The following is a 16,782-nucleotide window of genomic DNA, read 5'->3' as shown; positions in this document are numbered from 1 at the left end:
GACGGCCCCCTTCGGCCGACCGGCCGCGGCCCTGCGCCGTCAGAGCAGGGCGGCGGCCTCCTCGGCGGTGAGGGCGCGGCCCTGCGCGTAGGCGGTCTCGTACGCCGTGTCGCCCAGCGCGGCCCGGGCCTGCCGTTCGGCCGCCTCGCGGGTCTCGCGCTCCTGCCGCTGCGGGAGGTGGCCCGGCGGCAGCAGGGCGTCGGCGGCGCCGAGGCAGCGGGCCGCGTCCGCGGCGCGCCGGCCCCCGTCGACGGCGGACAGCGCTCTGGCGCCGGTGGTGAGGTAGACCGCCCGCATCTGGGGGGCGATCGCCTCGGACACGGGGTCGCCCGCCCGCTCCAGCGCCCCGCGGGTGCGGTCCAGGCAGTCCTCGTACCGGCCCTCCATGACGTCCAGCCACGCCTCGGCGCCGAGGATGAACGCGTCGAAGACGATGAAGTGGGAGATCCGGAAGTCCTGGCGCAGCCGCCGCAGTTGCTCGCGGGCGTCGGAGAAGCGGCCGGTCATGCCGAGCCGGCCGGACAGGAAGAGCCGGGCGGCGGGCATGGCCTCGCTGTGCGAGTCCTCGTGCTCGTCGATCACCTCGCGCAGCAGCCGCTCGCCGCGCTCGGACTCGCCGGACTCCAGCAGGGCGCTGCCGAGCCGGGCGGTGAGGACGGCCGCCTGGGCGCGGGCGCCGAGCTGCTCGGCGTGGGCGATGGCGGCCTCGTAGTCGGCGGCGGCCAGGGCGTGGAAGCCCCTGCGCTCGTGGGCCTCGGCGCGGGCGGAGAGCGCCTCGGCGGTGCCCCAGGAGTCTCCGAGGCGGCGGTATATCTCCAGCGACTCGTCGGCGTCCCGCCCGGCGTCGCCGGCCCAGTCGGTGCGGTTGGCGAGGAAGTTGGCCCGCATCTGCAGACCGGAGGCCAGTTCCCACTCGAAGCCCGGGGTGGCGCGGCAGGTGCGGATGGAGGCGTCCATGATGATCCGCAGCCGGTCCATGTCGCCGGTCAGCATCACGGCGAAGAACCACAGCAGGCCGGGCAGGCGGCAGTTCTGCGGCAGGCCGGGCTCGTAGGTGGCGGCGATGGTCCGCAGCTTCTGCTGGGAGCTCGGGTTCTGCCAGGCGTCCAGCTCGGTGTCCATGCAGGCCAGGTGCGCCAGGTGGAGGCCGCGCCGGGCCTCCCACAGGACCTCGCCGGTCATCGGCGGCGGGGCGTCGGTGCAGCGCTGCCAGACCGGGGCGGCCGGGCGGACGGGCTCGGTGAACGGGTCGGGTCCGAGGGCCATGACCTCGCGGCACCAGGTGCGGGCCTCGATGCGCAGGTCGCGCATCTGCCAGTACCAGACCAGGGACAGGACCAGGCACAGCGCCTCCTGCTCGTCGCGCAGGGCGACGGCGTGCCGCAGGGCGGTGCGCAGGTTCTCGTACTCGCGCTCCAGCCGGCGGATGGCGCCGCTCTGCTCCGGGCCGCGCAGCAACGGGTCGGTCAGGCGGGCGAGTTCGCGGAACCAGGTGAGGTGCGCCCGCTCCGCCTCGGCGCGCTGCCCGGACTCGTCCAGCCGCTCGGCCGCGTACTCGGCGACGGTCTCCAGCAGCCGGTAGCGCATCTCGCCGTCGGCCGGGGCCGCCACGACCAGGGAGCGGTCGACGAGTGAGCCGAGCGCCTCCAGGGCGGCCGGACCGCACACGGCCTCGGCGGCGGGCAGGTCGCAGCCGCCCGCGAACACCGACAGCCGCCGCAGGACGTCGCGTTCGTCCTGGTCGAGGAGCTCCCAGGACCAGTCGACGACGGCCCGCAGGGTCTGCTGGCGGGGCAGGACGGTGCGGCTGCCCGAGGTGAGGAGGCGGAAGCGGTCGTCGAGCCGGTCGGCGATCTGGCGGGGGGTGAGCATCCGCAGCCGGGCCGCGGCGAGTTCGATGGCCAGGGGCAGTCCGTCCAGGCGCCGGCAGATCTCCGCGCACGCCACGGGGTCGTCCTCGACGCGGAATCCGGGCCGGGCCGCGGCACCCCGCTCGGCGAGCAGCCGCAGCGCCACCGGCTCGGGCAGGGGCTCCACCGGGCGCAGCAACTCGCCCGGGACACCGAGGGGTTCCCGGCTGGTGGCCAGGACGGTGAGGCCGGGGCAGCGCTGGAGCAGTTCCTCGGCGAGCCGGGCGGCCGCGCCGGCGACGTGCTCGCAGTTGTCCAGGATGAGCAGCATGCCGGGACGGGAGCAGTGCTCGGCGAGACGGTCGACCGGGTCGTCGAGCCGGTCGGCGACGGCGGCACGGATGCCCTCGGCGCCGGCTCCGTACAGCACGGTCTCGCGGGCGCCGACGGCGGTGAGCACGGCCTCCGGCACGGCGGCGGGGTCGTCGACCGGGGCGAGTTCCGCCAGCCACACCCCGCCGGGCATCGTGTCCCGCACGCTCTCGCCGGCCTCCTGCGACAGGCGGGTCTTCCCGGCGCCGCCGGGACCGAGCAGGGTGACCAGACGGGCCGCCTTGAGGTCCTGGCGGAGGGTGTCGATGTCGGCCTCGCGGCCGATGAAGGAGGTGAGGCGGGCCCGGAGGTTCCCGGCCGGCCGGCCCGGCCTCGGGGCGGCGGGTACGGGCCCGGGGTCGTCGCCCGCTCTGAGCAACTCGGCGTGCAGGGCGCGCAGTTCGGGGCCGGGGTCGGTGCCCAGGCGGTCGGCGAGCAGGCGCCGCACCTCGTCGTAGGCGTCCAGTGCCTCCGCGGTGCGGCCCGCCTCGCGCAGGGCGCGCAGCCGCAGCGCCTGGAAGGGCTCGTCCAGGGGGTGGCCGTCGCACAGGGCGGTCAGCTCGGGCAGCGACTGCTCGGCCCGGCCGAGGGCGAGGGCGGCGGTGTGGCGGGCGCGCAGCACGTCCAGGCGGCGGGCCTCGACGCGGGCCGCCTCGGCGGTGCGGTCGGGCAGGTCGGCGAGCGCGGGGTCGCGCCACAGGGCGAGGGCGTCGTCGAGGACGGCGGCGGCCTCGGCGGGATCGTCGTCGGCCAGGGCACGCTGCCCCTCGCCGGCCAGCCGTTCGAAGCGGTGCAGGTCGATGTCGTCGGGCGCGGCGGTGAGCCGGTAGCCGCCCTCCGCGGAGGCCACGGCGTCCGCTCCCAGGGCCCGCCGCAGCCGTCCGACGAGCGCCTGCAGGGCGGCCGGGGCGTCGGCGGGAGGCTCGGCGCCCCACACCTCGTCGACGAGCAGGCCGACGGACACGGTCCGCCCGGCCCGCAGGGCCAGCACGGTCAGCAGCGCACGCAGCCGCGCCCCGCCCACCGGAACGGCCGAGCCGTCGGTGCGGAGCGCCTGGGTGGTGCCGAGGATGCGGTAGCGCACGGGGTCCATTGTCTCCGGTGGTGCGGGGGCGGGGCGCGGCGGTCGACGGCGCGGCGGGTGCCGGGGCCCGCCCGCACGGGCCGCACGCCGCGTCGGCGCTCCGCGGTCAGGCACGCCCGTCACCCCGCCGTCCGCCGTCGGGGCGGTGGTGCCGGGGCCCGCCGACCGCCGGGGCGGTCGTGCTGAGACCCACCAGCAGGGCGGCGAGATCTTCGGCGGAACGCCGGTACCGCCCGCCGCCGTGGCCCGCTCCCGGCGCGACGACGAGGCCGGACTCCTCGCGCAGCAGCCGGACGCCGCCCTCCTCCGTACGGCCCGCGACCCGGGTGAGCTGGTCGTGCCAGCCACCGCCGTACACCGCCTCCGGGTCCTGGAGCAGCAGGGGGCAGCTCACCTCGTCGCCCAGGGCGAAGGGTGTGCCGCAGCACTCCTGCTGCCGGTCCTGTGGATCACGTGCCAGAGCCCCATGGCCCCACCCTCCCCGGAACCGGGCACCCGGCGCGAGGCGTTTTCCGCGTGTGCCCGGTAGCGTCGGGCCGTCCCACCGGGTGTTCGAGAGCAGGGAGTCCGATGACCACCGCCACCAGCCGCCACAGCGAGCGGCGGATCAGTCCCGTCTTCGTCGGGATCCTGGCCGTGACGGGGGTCACGGGATGGGCGACGTGGACCGGGTTCGCGGAGCAGCCCGGGGTCGCCGTGTTCCTGTTCGTGACGGCGGCGTGGATCGTCTCGCTGTGCCTGCACGAGTACGCGCACGCCCGCACCGCCCTGCACAGCGGCGACATCTCGGTCGGCGCGAAGGGCTACCTGACGCTGAACCCGCTGAAGTACACGCACGCGCTGCTCAGCATCGTGCTGCCGGTGATCTTCGTGATCATGGGCGGGATCGGTCTGCCCGGCGGGGCGGTGTTCATCGAGCGCGGGCGGATCCGCGGGCGCTGGAGGCACAGCCTGATCTCGGCGGCGGGCCCGCTGACCAACGTGCTGTTCGCCGTCGTGTGCACCGCCCCGTTCTGGCTGGACGCGCTGGACGGCGTGCCGAGCGACTTCCGCTTCGCGCTGGCGTTCCTGGCGCTGCTCCAGGTGACGGCCGCGCTGCTGAACTTCCTGCCGGTGCCGGGCCTGGACGGCTACGGCGTGATCGAGCCGTGGCTGTCGTACAAGGTGCGGCGGCAGGTGGAGCCGTTCGCGCCGTTCGGCCTGCTGTTCGTGTTCGCGCTGCTGTGGCTGCCCGCGGTGAACGGCGTCTTCTTCGACGTGATCGACGCGCTGCTGAAGTCCCTCGGGATCAGCGACTTCGAGACGTACTGCGGTCAGGAGCTGTACCGCTTCTGGCAGGGCTCGAACGACTTCTGCTCGTCGGCGCCCTGAGCGGACCGGGTCAGCCGGTGACGGACTTCTGCTGCCTGGCGCGCTTGACGTAGTACCAGCACATGTTGGACGACAGGCCCGCCAGCAGCACCCACACGATGCCCAGCCAGCTGCCCTGGACGAAGGAGACGACGGCGGCGGTCACGGACAGAAGGCAGACGATGAGGGCGTAGAGGGCGAGGCGGGGCATGTCGGGTGGCTCCTGTCGGGGGACACTGCGGGCACTGCTGGTCCCTCCAGTGTCCCCCACGCGGTCATACGTCCGTGACCCGGAGCCCGGCGTGGGCCTTGTAGCGGCGGTTCACGGAAATCAGGTTCGCCACCAGGGACTCCACCTGGTGGGCGTTGCGCAGCCGCCCGGCGAAGACGCCGCGCATGCCGGGGATGCGGCCGGCCAGGGCCTGGACGATCTCCACGTCCGCCCGCTCCTCGCCGAGGACCATGACGTCGGTGTCGATCCGCTCGATCTCCGGGTCCTGGAGCAGGACGGCCGACAGGTGGTGGAAGGCGGCCGTGACGCGGGAGTCGGGCAGCAGGGCGGCGGCCTGCTCGGCGGCGCTTCCCTCCTCCGGCTTGAGGGCGTAGGCGCCCTTCTTGTCGAAGCCGAGCGGGTTGACGCAGTCGACCACCAGCTTGCCGGCCAGTTCCCCGCGCAGGGACTCCAGGGTCTCGGCGTGGCCGTCCCAGGGCACGGCGACGATCACGACGTCGCTGCGGCGGGCGGTCTCGGCGTTGTCGGCGCCCTCGACGCCGTGGCCGATCTCCTCGGCGGCGGCCCGCGCGCGGTCGGCGGCCCGGGAGCCGAGGATCACCTTCTGTCCGGCCTCGGCGAGCCGGCGGGCGAGGCCCTTGCCCTGCGGCCCGGTCCCGCCGAGCACGCCGACGACGAGTCCGGAGACGTCGGGCAGATCCCAGGGATCCTTGGCGGGGGCCTTCTGCGCGGTTCCGGTGGCGGCACTGTCGGTAGAGGTCATGGCCCCGACTCTACGGCCGCCCCGCGACGCCGACCGGTTCAGGTGGGGGTGCCGGGCGGCCGCTGGGCCTGCCGGACGCACAGCCCGCCGCGTCCGGGGCGCTCCCCCGCGCGTTCGGTCGTGGAACAGCCGTCCTGGTCCCGTGCCCGGGGCGGGCTAATCCCCGGGGAAGCGCGTCCCCTGCCGGGGGCGCCGGGGCAGGATCGGGGCCATGGATGCCGTACGGGTCGCGCTGCTGCGGGAAGTGCTCGCCGGGACGGAGTGGCTGGGGGCCACCCGGCGGTTCGCGGGGGCCCTGCGGGGGTCGGTGGTGTCACACGGCGGTGGACTGCTGCTGGTGGGCACGGAGCGGTACGAGCCCTGGCACCTGGCGGCGCACCTCGTGGACGAGGCCGCCTGGTCGGGCACGCCGGAGCTGGCCCCGACGCTGGTGCGGCACGACGCCCGGCCCTCGGACCCGGCGCACCTGGCGGTCGGTCTCGGCCGGCTGGAGGCGGCCCGGCGCGGCGAGACCCTGCTGGTGGTGACGCCCGAGGCGCCGGCCGCCGCGCTGCTGGAGCGCGTCTTCGACGCCCGCCGCGCCGGGGCGACGGTCCTGGCCCTCGGCCAGGGCGGCGGCGAGCTGCCGTCGATGTCGCACGAGGTGCTGGCGGTCCCGGACGGGGCCGAGCTGGACCTCGACACCGTGCAGCACCTGGTCAGCGCAGCGGCGGGTGAGAACGCGCTGCCGGCACCGCGCGGCCGTCGCCGCCTGCGGGACCGGATGTCCTGGCTGGCGGAACACCTGACGGCACCGCCCCCGGCACGCTGGTGAGGCCACGGCCCCACCCCTGGTGCACGAGGCGCGGAGCCCTCCGGACACGACACGGCGCCCGGGGCGGTGGGACCGCCGTGCCGGGCGTCGTGTCGTGACGGGTCACGTGACGGGTCAGTCGTCCTCTCGGCCGCCCGCCGCGGCGTCGTGCCACTTCGGGTCGTTCTCCCACTGGAGATTGCGCTCGCGGGCGGTCGCCATCGCGTGTTCGGCCTCGGTACGGCTCGCGTACGGGCCGAAGCGGTCCTTGTTGGGGCACTCGGGCCCCTCTTCGACCTTCTTGTGCTCCAGGCAGTAGTACCACTCGCCCGGCTTGCCGACCGTCCGCTTCTTGAACAGGGCCATGACCAGCTCCTCTCGCCACCGACATGTTCCCCCGTCGCCGCTGGTTAGACTCGCTGGCATGTCTGGCCAGTCGCTGCTCGTCCCGGGGGAGCTGTCCCCCACCCGTTCCGTGCCCGGAAACATCCGCCGCCCCGAGTACGTCGGCAAGCCCGCGCCGAAGCCGTACACCGGACCGGAGGTGCAGACGCCCGAGACGATCGAGGCGATGCGCGTCGCCGGCCGGATCGCGGCCCGGGCGATGGCGGAGGCCGCGAAGCTCATCGCCCCCGGCGTGACGACCGACGAACTCGACAGGGTGGCGCACGAGTACATGTGCGACCACGGCGCCTACCCCTCGACGCTCGGCTACCGCGGCTTCCCCAAGTCGCTGTGCACGAGCGTCAACGAGGTGATCTGCCACGGCATCCCGGACTCGACCGTGCTGCGCGACGGCGACATCGTCAACCTGGACGTCACCGCGTACATCGGCGGGGTGCACGGCGACAACAACGCCACCTACCTGGTCGGCGAGGTCGACGAGGAGTCGCGGCTGCTGGTGGAGCGGACCCGGGAGTCGCTGGAGCGGGCCATCAAGGCGGTCAAGCCGGGCCGGCAGATCAACATCATCGGCCGCGTCATCGAGTCGTACGCCAAGCGCTTCGGGTACGGGGTGGTGCGGGACTTCACCGGTCACGGCATCAACTCGTCGTTCCACTCGGGCCTGATCGTCCCGCACTACGACAGCCCGCACGCGACCACGGTCATCCGGCCCGGGATGACGTTCACGATCGAGCCGATGCTGACCCTCGGGACGCACGAGTACGACATGTGGGACGACGGCTGGACGGTCGTGACCAAGGACCGCAGGCGCACGGCCCAGTTCGAGCACACGCTGGTCGTCACGGACTCCGGCGCGGAGATCCTGACACTGCCGTAGCACGCGGCCGGCGCCCGCCCGGCGTGGACCCGACGACGGCCCGCCCTCCCCGGAGGGCGGGCCGTCGTGCTGTCCGGCGCGGTTTTTGCCGACCGCACGTCGGGAAGTTTACCGACAGCGAGTCGGCAACCCGTCGACTCGGGGTCACCCGACCACAGAGAGTGGGCCCATGGACTCCTTCTCGACCGTCATCCGGACCGCGTCCCGCGAGCAGCACGAGGAGGTCAGGGGCTCTACGTTCCTCAGCGACCTGCTGGGAAGCAGGCTGGGGGTCGAGGCGTTCGCCCGGTACACCGAGCAGCTCTGGTTCGTGTACGACGCACTGGAGTCCGCCGCCGAGCGGCTGGCCGGGGATCCGGTGGCCGGCCCCTTCGTCCGCCCGGAGCTGTTCCGCAGGGCGGCCCTGGAGCGGGATCTGGAGCATCTGCGCGGCCCCGGCTGGCGCGCGTCGGCCGGGGCACTGCCGGCCACGCGGGAGTACACCGGGCGGATCACCGACTGCGCGCGCACCTGGCCGGCCGGCTACATCGCCCACCACTACACGCGCTACCTCGGCGACCTCGCCGGCGGGCAGGTCATCCGCGCCACGGCCGAGCGGACCTGGGGCTTCACCAGCAAGGGTGACGGGGTCCGCTTCTACGTCTTCGACGAGGTCCCCAACCCGGCGGCGTTCCGGCGGGGTTACTGGGAGCTGCTGGACGCGGTGCCCGCGGACGAGCTGGAGCGGCAGCGGATCGTGGCCGAGTGCAAGCGGGCCTACGAGCTGAACAACGGGGTGTTCCGGGCCCTGGGCGAGGAGTTCCCCCTGTCGGCGTGACGCGGCGCCGACAAAGACGCCGGCCCGGACGGGGGCGACGGCGCGGAGGGGGACGGTGACGGAACGGACCGGGGCCCCTCGCACGCGGCGAGGGGCCCCGGTCCGTTCGAGCGCGGCCGGTCCGGCTCAGATGTCGAACGGGCCGTTGTGGCAGACGGCGCCGCCCCACTCGATCTCGGCGGTCTCGGCCTCGAGCTCACCGAAGTACGGGCTGCACGCCACGTGGTCGCGGTGGTCCGGGCCCTCGTCGTTGGCCGCGGCGGTCGCCGCACCCGTGGCGGTCACGGCGGCGGTCAGGGCGATGACGGCCAGAGCGGAACGAATGCGCATGGGATTCCTCTCGCGGTGGTGCTCGGTCACGCCCAGTGGTCCCCGCTCACCGCCGCTTGCACACGCTGTTCCACCCGTACGGCCGCGGGCCGCCCGGGTCAGCGTTCCAGATGCACCCGGCCGCCGACCTCGGTCCACCCGCCCGGCTGGGGCGCGGTGAGGATCTGGGACCCGGCCCCCTGGGTGATGTTGAGGGCCCGGCCCAGCCGGTCCGTGAGCAGCAGGGCGGCGGCCCCGGTCGCCTCGTCCTCGTCGATGCCGTCGCCCCGGCCGGGGAAGGCACGGGCCCGGATCCGCCCGGCGGGCTCGTCCTCCCAGGCCCAGGCGTACACCCACTCTCCCGGCGGCGGCACGTCCAGGTCGTCGACCTCGGCGGCGCTGCCGTACCGGCGCAGGGTGCGCGGCGGGACCCAGTCCGCCCGGGCCTCGATCCAGCAGAACTCCCCGTCCTGGCGCGCCCCCGCCACCCCGGCCGGGGTGACCAGTTCCGGCACGTCCAGCAACCAGGCCGTGCCGACGCAGGGGTGCCCGGCGAAGGGCAGCCGCACGGTGGGGGTGTAGATGTCGATCACTCCGCGCTCGGGGTCGTCGACGAACACCGTCTCGCTGAACCCGACCTTCGCGGCGAACGCCTGCCGGTCCTCGCGCTCCGGCAGCACGGACCCCTCGCGCACGACCGCGAGCTCGTTGCCGTATCCGCCGTTCGGTCCGCAGAAGACGCGGAGCACGTCGTAGTCAGTCACGGGGGCATTCAAGCACCGGACGATCACCCGGCGGACCCCGGGCGGGAGAGAGGGGAGGACGGGCGGGTCCGCAACCCGGCGCCGCAGTCTTGACCGGTCCTTGACCGATTCATGAAGTCGATTTGATGACGCTTACGCGATTCTTATGCGTTAGGTGAGCCTCACCTTCCCAGACGGAGGCTCACCGCACTCATGTTTCGGCCACGTACTGGAGCCCTCATGCGACCCGCGAGACCTTCCCTCGCCCTCACCGCCGTCACGGTGGCGGCCCTGACCGCCGTCACCGGCTGCACCGAGAAGAGCGACGCCGAGGGCGGCGACCGCGTGATCAAGGTGACCGCGACCGACGACAAGTGCGAGGTGTCGAAGAAGGAGTTCCCGGCCGGGCACGTCGAGCTGGCCGTCGAGAACAAGGGCTCCAAGGTCACCGAGGTCTACGTCCTCTTCCCCGACGACCGCGTGGTCACCGAACGGGAGAACATAGGCCCCGGCACCAAGCAGCGCGTCACCGCCGAGGTGAAGGCCGGCGACTACCAGATCGCCTGCAAGCCCGGCATGAAGGGCGACGGCATCCGCCAGTCCGTGAAGGCCACCGGCGGCAAGGCCGTCCGGCGCGACCCGCGCCTGGACAAGGCCGTGGCCGCCTACCGGTCCTACGTCCAGCAGCAGGCCGACGAGACCCTGCCGAAGGCCGAGGCCTTCGCGCGGGCGGTCGAGGACGGTGACCTCGCGGCCGCGAAGAAGGCGTACGCCCCGTCCCGGATCGGCTGGGAGCGCACCGAGCCCGTCGCCGAGTCCTTCGGCGACATCGACCCCAAGGTCGACGTCCGCGAGGACGGGCTGGAGGACGGCCAGGACCCGGCCACCGACTGGACCGGCTGGCACCGCCTGGAGAAGGCCCTGTGGCAGGACAAGAAGATCGGCACGCGGGAGAAGGACCTCGCCGGCCTGCTGATCAAGGACCTGAAGGACTGGCAGAACCGGGTCGGCAAGGCCGAGATCACCCCCACCTCCATGGCCAACGGCGCCAAGGAGCTCCTCGACGAGGTCGCCACCGGCAAGGTCACCGGCGAGGAGGAGCGCTATTCGCACACCGACCTGGTCGACTTCAAGGCCAACGTCGAGGGCGCGCAGAAGTCCTACGACCTGCTGAAGCCGGTCGCGCGGGAGAACGACCCGGCGCTGGCCCGCGAACTGGACCGGCAGTTCGCAGCCCTGAACGCCCTGCTCGACAAGTACCGCCCCGACAGCGGCTCCTACGAGTTCACCTCCTACGACAAGGTCGGCAAGGCCGACCGCAAGGAGCTGTCGGACGCGGTCAACGCCCTGGCGGAGCCGCTGTCGAAGCTCGCCGCCTCGGTCGTGAAGTAGCGGGACCCGCCATGACGGACAGCAACACGCCCTCCCCCAGCCGCCGTTCCCTGCTCGGCTGGGGCGGCGCGGGCCTGGCGCTCGGCGCCGCCGCGGCCGGCGGCGCCGTGGCGATGGCCCGCACGGACGAGGAACCGGCGCCGCAGGCCGGCACGGCGATCGCCTTCCACGGTCCCCACCAGGCGGGCATCGCCACCCCGGTCCAGGACCGCCTGCACTTCGCCGCGTTCGACGTGACGACGGACGACCGCGCCTCGCTCGTCCAGCTCCTCAAGGACTGGACGGAGGCGGCCCGCCGTATGACGGCCGGGCGCCCGGTGGGCGAGGGCGCCCACGGCGGGCTGCCCGAGGCACCCCCCGACGACACGGGCGAGGCCCTCGGCCTCAAGCCCTCGCGCCTCACCCTGACGATCGGCTTCGGCCCGTCGCTGTTCGACAGGTTCGACCTCGCGGACCGGCGGCCGGAGGCCCTGGTCGACCTGCCGAAGTTCGCCGGCGACAACCTGGACCGGGCCCGCAGCGGCGGCGACCTGTGCATCCAGGCCTGCGCCGACGACCCGCAGGTGGCGGTCCACGCCATCCGCAACCTGGCCCGCATCGGCTTCGGCAAGGTCGTCATCCGCTGGTCGCAGCTCGGCTTCGGCAAGACGTCCTCGACGACGCCCGACGGGCAGACCCCGCGCAACCTGTTCGGCTTCAAGGACGGCACGCGCAACATCGCGGGCACGGAGACGGCCCGGCTGCGCGAGCACGTCTGGGTCGGCGAGAAGGACGGCCCGGCCTGGATGACGGGCGGCAGCTACCTCGTCGCCCGCCGCATCCGCATGCACATCGAGACCTGGGACCGCACCTCGCTGCAGGAGCAGGAGGACATCTTCGGCCGGGACAAGGGCGAGGGCGCGCCGGTCGGCAAGGCCAAGGAGCGCGACGAGCCGTTCCTGAAGGCGATGAAGCCCGACGCGCACGTACGGCTCGCGCACCCCGACGCCAACCACGGGGCGACGATCCTGCGCCGCGGCTACTCCTTCACCGACGGCACCGACGGACTGGGCCGCCTGGACGCGGGCCTGTTCTTCCTGGCCTACCAGCGCGACGTGCGCGAGGGCTTCATCCCGATCCAGCGCAACCTGGCCGCGGACGCGCTCAACGAGTACATCCAGCACGTGGGTTCGGCGCTGTTCGCCGTTCCGCCGGGCGTCCGCGACCGGGACGACTGGTGGGGCCGGGCGCTGTTCTCCGAGGAGGCGTAGGGCATGTTCTCCAACTACCTGATCGGTCTGCGCGAGGGGCTGGAGGCGAGCCTCGTCGTCTGCATCCTCATCGCCTACCTGGTCAAGACCGGCCGCAGGGACGCCCTGAAGCCGATCTGGGCGGGCATCGGCGTCGCGGTGGCGCTCGCGCTCGGCTTCGGCTGCGCCCTCGAATTCGGCTCCCAGGAGCTGACGTTCCAGGCGCAGGAGGCGCTCGGCGGCTCCCTGTCGATCCTCGCGGTGGCCCTGGTGACGTGGATGGTGTTCTGGATGCGGCGCACCGCCCGGCACCTGAAGTCGGAACTGCACGGCCGGCTCGACGCCGCCCTGGCGATGGGCACCGGCGCGCTGGTCGCCACGGCGTTCCTGGCGGTCGGCCGGGAGGGCCTGGAGACGGCCCTGTTCGTCTGGGCCTCGGTCCACGCGGCGAGCGACGGGACCCCGAAGCCGCTGCTGGGCGTCGCCCTCGGCCTGCTGACGGCGGTCCTCCTGGGCTGGCTGTTCTACCGGGGCGCCCTGCGCATCGACCTCGCGAAGTTCTTCACCTACACCGGCGGCATGCTGGTCGTCGTCGCGGCGGGCGTCCTGGCCTACGGCTTCCACGACCTGCAGGAGGCCGACTTCCTGCCCGGCCTCACCGACAAGGCCTTCGACATCTCCGGCACGATCCCGCCGGACAGCTGGTACGGCACCCTGCTGAAGGGCGTCTTCAACTTCCAGCCCGACCCCACCACGCTCCAGGTCGCCGCCTGGCTGCTGTACCTGATCCCGACCCTGGCCCTGTTCCTGGCGCCGGCCAGGAAGGCCAGGACGGCCAAGGAGCCTGCGCCCGACCGGGTTTGACGCCGCCGGGTCCCCCCGTGCGCCCGCTCCTCGCGGGGCGTGCACGGGCCGGACCCACCCCGGTCCGGCCGCCGGAGGCACCCGGTAGGGTTCGGCTCCGGAAAGGGGAAGGTGAAGGAACCCGATGAGCAGGGATCGCGACCCTCGAACGCTCCGCAGGCCCGCCCGGAGCGCCCTCATAGCAGCCTCGCTGACCGCTTTGTCGCTGACCGCGAGCGGATGCGTCGTCGTGCACGGCGAACGCGAGGTCCTCCCGTCCACGACCCGGGCCGAAGCCGCCGAGGCGCTGCGGGAGTTCACCGCCGCGTACAACGAGGCCGACGAGGCCTACGACAGCTCCCTGGACGCCGACCGCACCACCGGCGCCCTCGCCGACATCGACGCGGCCCGGCTGAAGGCCGGCAAGGTGAACAGCCCGGACGGCAACCCGAACCACACGCCGCTGGAGCTGACGGACGCGAAGTTCACGATCCCGAAGAAGGCCGGCTGGCCCCGCTGGTTCCTCGCGGACGCCGCGGGCAACAAGGGCGGATCCGCCCGCTGGCTCCTCGTGTTCACCCGCAGCAGCCTCGACGACCCCTTCCAGGTGGCCTACCTGACCCTCGTCGCCCCGGCCGCCGTCCCGAAGTTCCGGCAGGACGCGGACGGCTGGGCCGAATCCGTCCCGGTACGCGCCGAGGACCTCGCCGCGGCGCCCGGCGAGCTGAGCCGGACGTACGCGACGTACCTCAAGAGCGGCGGGAAGGCCTTCGCCGACGGGCCGCACACCAGCCAGTGGCGTGCCCTGCGGGAGAAGAACAGCAAGCGGCCGGGCATGGTCACGCAGTACATCGACGAGCCGCTGGCCGGCGGCGACTACACGCCGCTGGGGCTGCGCACGGCGGACGGTGGCGCACTGGTGTTCTTCGCCACGCGGCACTACGAGAAGCAGACGGCGCACGCGGGCACGTCCGTGCCCACGCCGAACAAGGCCGTCCAGGCCCTCACCGAGGGCGAGATCAAGCAGACCCTGACGATGGAGTTCGTCTCCAACGAGGTCGCGCTGGACCCGCGGGGCCCGGGCAAGGTCACGATCCTGGGCCGGATCCAGGGCCTCACGGCGGCCCAGGGCTCGTAGGCGGGACGCCGGGCGCTCAGTGCCGCAGGGCTCGTAGGCGGGACGCCGGGGGGTCAGTGCCGCAGGGGCCAGGCCGTCCCGGCGTGGTCGCTCTCCTCGCCGGCGTACCGGGCGCAGACCTCGGTGAGCACCTCCAGCAGGCTCAGCGGGTCCGGCAGCGCGTGCTCCGGGCCGCGCACCCACCGCACGGCCTGCTCGTCGCCGGGCAGCCGCGCCGGCGGGACGAGCACGTAGGAGCCCCGGCAGTGCCAGCGCAGCCCGGGGTGCTCGTCCATCGTCTCGGGGTGGCAGTCCAGCTCGCACGGCCACCACTCGTCCTCGTCCTCGGGCGTACCGCGGGTGAGGGTGAAGAACAGCATGCGCCCGTCGTCGCTCTCGGCGACCGGCCCGACCTCGACGCCGTCGGCGAGCAGCCGCTCCAACGCGTCGCGACCGGCGTCGAGGGGCACGTCGAGGACGTCGTGCACCATGCCGGTCGCGGTGATGAAGTTGGCCTGCGGCTGGTGGCGGGCCCAGCGCTCGATCTGGCCGCGGTCGGTGGTGGACTGCGTCTGCCAGGCGAAGGACACCGGGTGGCGGGCCGGGGTGGGACAGCCGACGCGGTCGCAGGAGCAGCGGTATCCGGCCGGGTGCGCGGCGGGCGCCAGGGGCAGTCCCGCGTCGGCGGCGGCGAGCAGCAGGTCCTCACGGCCGCCGTCCCCGGCGGACTCCTTCGGCCGGCGCCCGGCGCGCAGCCACTGGGTGAGTCTGCCCTGCAGGCCGCTCCGACCGCCGAACTCCGCGCTCATCTATCTCCTCGCCTCGCCGTCGTGCCGAACAGCATGCCCTATCGTCCCATCTTCGCGCGCACCGGGGGGCCAGAGCCCACATCCGGGGCAGGACGGCCGAGACGGGTACCGGTGGGGCGAGGCATATGCCGCCGGGATGATACGCACTCCTCGTGCGATCTGGTGTCATTGCCTGCTTTGCCAGGACATGGCGCCCTACCGTGAACGCCATGGTCACTTGGATCGCGCTGACGGGTCTGGCCTCCGCGGCATCCCTCGCCTCGCTGACCCTGACGGGACCCGCCGGGGGCGCTCCGGTCCCGCTGGAGTGGGGCACGGGCCACCTCACGGCGTCGGCGCTGCCGCGGATCACCTACGTCGCCCATCGCGGCGGCGCCCGCGAGGTCCCGGAGAACAGCATGACGGGCCTGATGACCGCCTACGCCCGCGGGACGGCCCAGGTGCTCGACTTCGACACCCGGATGCTGCGCGACGGCACGCCGGTGGTCTTCCACGACGAGACGCTGAACCGCACCACCGCCCTCGGCGGCGAGGTGCGCGGCCTGGACACTCGCGAGTGGCAGGGCGTACGGCTGCGCCCGAAGGACCGGCTGCCGGGGAGCTGGCGCCCGGAGCGGCCGCCGACGGTCGCCGAGGTGCTGGATCGCTTCGGCGGGCGGATCGTGCTGATGCTGGAGGCGAAGGACCCGCGCAGCGTGGACCGGCTGGCCGCCCTGATCAAGGAGCGCGGCCTGACCCGCTCGGTGTTCGTGAACTCCAACGACCCCGTAGTCGCCCGGCGCGTCCACCGGCTGGGCCTGCTGACGCAGTTGTGGCGCTCGGCGGAGCAGTTGCGCACCGACCGGCCGGAGCGCTGGCGTTCGTTCGTGGACCTGCTGGACGTCGACTTCCGGGCGCGCGACGCGGACCTGCGGCGGGCGGTGCGGTCGGGCATCCCGCGGGTGTGGGCGCACACGGTGGTGACGGACGCGCAGCGCGACCGGGTGCTCCGGCTGGGCTGCGACGGCGTCATCACGGACGCCCCGGGACGCCTGGCCCGGGCCGCCCGCCGGGACGCACGGCGGAGCGCACGGCAGGGCGCACGGCAGGGCGCACGGCAGGGCGTCCGGGGTGACTTCTGGCGGGGCGTGCAGGGGGGCTGATCAGCGGGGGGCGAGGCCGTGGAGGGCGTAGTCGACGAGCGTGTCGGTGTACTCGTGGGAGATCGGGCCGGTGTGCTGCAGCCAGCGCTGGGCGAGCGGCGAGACGAAGAACTCCAGGGCGATGCGCGGATCGACGTCGGCGCGGACCTGCCCGGCCTCCTGGGCGGCACGCAGCCGTCCGATGTAGAGGTCGAGTGAGGGCTGCAGGAGTTTGGCCACGAGTTCGCGCCCGAGCTGCTCGTTGACGACGCCCTCGGCGGCGAGCGCGCGGGAGGGCGCCTCGAAGCTCGGGTCGCGCAGTTCGTCGACGGTGGCGCGCAGGACCGTCTTGAGGTCGGCGGCGATGTCCCCGGTGTCCGGGAAGACGTGGGGCACGGACCCGGCCTCTTCGGTGGACCGCTCCGCCAGGTCGAGGAAGGCCTCCATCAGCACGTCCGCCTTGGACGGCCACCACCGGTAGATCGTCTGCTTGCCGACCCCGGCCCGGGCGGCGATGCCCTCGATGGTGGTCTTCGGGTAGCCGGCCTCGACGACGAGCGCGAGGGCGGCGTCGTAGATCGCCCGGCGGGACCTCTCACTGCGGCGGGTGGAGTCGGGGGCGGGCTTACGGGACGTGGGCTGGGCGGAGTTCGGGACGGCCATGGGGCCGAATTTA

The 16,782-nt window shown here is 73.7% G+C and carries 18 protein-coding genes; 9 read left to right on the top strand and 9 right to left on the bottom strand.

Annotated elements, in window-relative coordinates:
- Positions 1-39: 39 nt before the first annotated feature.
- Positions 40-3,315 carry a BTAD domain-containing putative transcriptional regulator gene (locus ACFYWG_RS14595; RefSeq protein ID WP_389201496.1) on the bottom strand — a complete coding sequence of 1,092 codons (3,276 nt, stop codon included), beginning with the start codon at positions 3,313-3,315 and terminating at the stop codon, positions 40-42.
- A 97-nt stretch (positions 3,316-3,412) separates the two neighbouring features.
- On the bottom strand, positions 3,413-3,700 hold the full coding sequence (locus ACFYWG_RS14590) for a hypothetical protein (protein WP_389201494.1): 288 nt from the start codon (positions 3,698-3,700) through the stop codon (positions 3,413-3,415).
- Between the two features lie 176 nt (positions 3,701-3,876).
- On the opposite strand from ACFYWG_RS14590, the gene ACFYWG_RS14585 reads away from it, so the two are divergent.
- Positions 3,877-4,677 carry a site-2 protease family protein gene (locus tag ACFYWG_RS14585; RefSeq protein ID WP_376323481.1) on the top strand — a complete coding sequence of 267 codons (801 nt, stop codon included), beginning with the start codon at positions 3,877-3,879 and terminating at the stop codon, positions 4,675-4,677.
- 10 nt (positions 4,678-4,687) lie between these two features.
- Here ACFYWG_RS14585 and ACFYWG_RS14580 read toward each other — a convergent pair whose 3' ends face one another.
- Positions 4,688-4,927 carry a hypothetical protein gene (locus tag ACFYWG_RS14580; protein ID WP_376323479.1) on the bottom strand — a complete coding sequence of 80 codons (240 nt, stop codon included), beginning with the start codon at positions 4,925-4,927 and terminating at the stop codon, positions 4,688-4,690.
- A gap of 4 nt (positions 4,928-4,931) precedes the next feature.
- Entirely contained in the window at positions 4,932-5,651 is a 720-nt protein-coding gene (gene npdG, locus ACFYWG_RS14575) for an NADPH-dependent F420 reductase (RefSeq protein ID WP_376323477.1), read from the bottom strand.
- Positions 5,652-5,862: 211 nt separating this feature from the next.
- Between npdG and ACFYWG_RS14570 the strand changes: the two genes are divergently transcribed.
- A complete protein-coding gene (locus tag ACFYWG_RS14570) occupies positions 5,863-6,465 on the top strand; it encodes a hypothetical protein (RefSeq protein WP_376323475.1) in 603 nt (200 codons plus the stop codon).
- A 114-nt stretch (positions 6,466-6,579) separates the two neighbouring features.
- Here the strand turns inward: ACFYWG_RS14570 and ACFYWG_RS14565 are convergent, their stop codons facing one another.
- Positions 6,580-6,810: a hypothetical protein gene (locus ACFYWG_RS14565; protein WP_389201491.1), complete on the bottom strand. Its 231-nt coding sequence runs from the start codon at positions 6,808-6,810 to the stop codon at positions 6,580-6,582.
- A gap of 58 nt (positions 6,811-6,868) precedes the next feature.
- On the opposite strand from ACFYWG_RS14565, the gene map reads away from it, so the two are divergent.
- Entirely contained in the window at positions 6,869-7,726 is an 858-nt protein-coding gene (map, locus tag ACFYWG_RS14560; protein WP_376323471.1) for a type I methionyl aminopeptidase, read from the top strand.
- A 169-nt stretch (positions 7,727-7,895) separates the two neighbouring features.
- The gene (locus ACFYWG_RS14555; protein ID WP_385413011.1) at positions 7,896-8,543 is read left to right on the top strand and encodes a heme oxygenase (biliverdin-producing); all 648 of its coding nucleotides are present in this window, start codon (positions 7,896-7,898) and stop codon (positions 8,541-8,543) included.
- Between the two features lie 126 nt (positions 8,544-8,669).
- On the opposite strand, the gene ACFYWG_RS14550 is transcribed toward ACFYWG_RS14555, so the two are convergent.
- Both ACFYWG_RS14550 and ACFYWG_RS14545 read right to left on the bottom strand, forming a co-directional pair.
- Positions 8,670-8,873, bottom strand: coding sequence for a hypothetical protein (locus ACFYWG_RS14550; protein ID WP_376323467.1), 204 nt, complete (start codon positions 8,871-8,873; stop codon positions 8,670-8,672).
- A 98-nt stretch (positions 8,874-8,971) separates the two neighbouring features.
- Entirely contained in the window at positions 8,972-9,616 is a 645-nt protein-coding gene (locus ACFYWG_RS14545) for a PhzF family phenazine biosynthesis protein (protein WP_376323465.1), read from the bottom strand.
- Between the two features lie 219 nt (positions 9,617-9,835).
- On the opposite strand from ACFYWG_RS14545, the gene efeO reads away from it, so the two are divergent.
- From efeO to ACFYWG_RS14525, 4 genes are all read left to right on the top strand, one after another.
- Positions 9,836-10,987 (top strand): iron uptake system protein EfeO, encoded by a 1,152-nt coding sequence (gene efeO, locus ACFYWG_RS14540; protein WP_383502275.1) that lies wholly within the window; start codon positions 9,836-9,838, stop codon positions 10,985-10,987.
- 11 nt (positions 10,988-10,998) lie between these two features.
- Positions 10,999-12,237: an iron uptake transporter deferrochelatase/peroxidase subunit gene (efeB, locus tag ACFYWG_RS14535; protein ID WP_389201487.1), complete on the top strand. Its 1,239-nt coding sequence runs from the start codon at positions 10,999-11,001 to the stop codon at positions 12,235-12,237.
- A gap of 3 nt (positions 12,238-12,240) precedes the next feature.
- On the top strand, positions 12,241-13,080 hold the full coding sequence (efeU, locus tag ACFYWG_RS14530) for an iron uptake transporter permease EfeU (protein ID WP_385413019.1): 840 nt from the start codon (positions 12,241-12,243) through the stop codon (positions 13,078-13,080).
- Between the two features lie 124 nt (positions 13,081-13,204).
- The gene (locus ACFYWG_RS14525; protein WP_389201484.1) at positions 13,205-14,197 is read left to right on the top strand and encodes a hypothetical protein; all 993 of its coding nucleotides are present in this window, start codon (positions 13,205-13,207) and stop codon (positions 14,195-14,197) included.
- Positions 14,198-14,250: 53 nt separating this feature from the next.
- On the opposite strand, the gene ACFYWG_RS14520 is transcribed toward ACFYWG_RS14525, so the two are convergent.
- A complete protein-coding gene (locus tag ACFYWG_RS14520; RefSeq protein WP_376323455.1) occupies positions 14,251-14,985 on the bottom strand; it encodes a bifunctional DNA primase/polymerase in 735 nt (244 codons plus the stop codon).
- A 209-nt stretch (positions 14,986-15,194) separates the two neighbouring features.
- Between ACFYWG_RS14520 and ACFYWG_RS14515 the strand changes: the two genes are divergently transcribed.
- Positions 15,195-16,127 (top strand): glycerophosphodiester phosphodiesterase, encoded by a 933-nt coding sequence (locus ACFYWG_RS14515; RefSeq protein WP_389201482.1) that lies wholly within the window; start codon positions 15,195-15,197, stop codon positions 16,125-16,127.
- Here ACFYWG_RS14515 and ACFYWG_RS14510 read toward each other — a convergent pair whose 3' ends face one another.
- The gene (locus ACFYWG_RS14510; RefSeq protein WP_383502260.1) at positions 16,128-16,769 is read right to left on the bottom strand and encodes a TetR/AcrR family transcriptional regulator; all 642 of its coding nucleotides are present in this window, start codon (positions 16,767-16,769) and stop codon (positions 16,128-16,130) included.
- Positions 16,770-16,782 lie beyond the last annotated feature (13 nt).

This window comes from Streptomyces sp. NPDC003456 (assembly GCF_042878735.1).
GTDB lineage: Bacteria > Actinomycetota > Actinomycetes > Streptomycetales > Streptomycetaceae > Streptomyces.
Note: the sequence above shows the minus strand (reverse complement) of the source record. Positions and strands in the feature narration are given on the sequence as shown.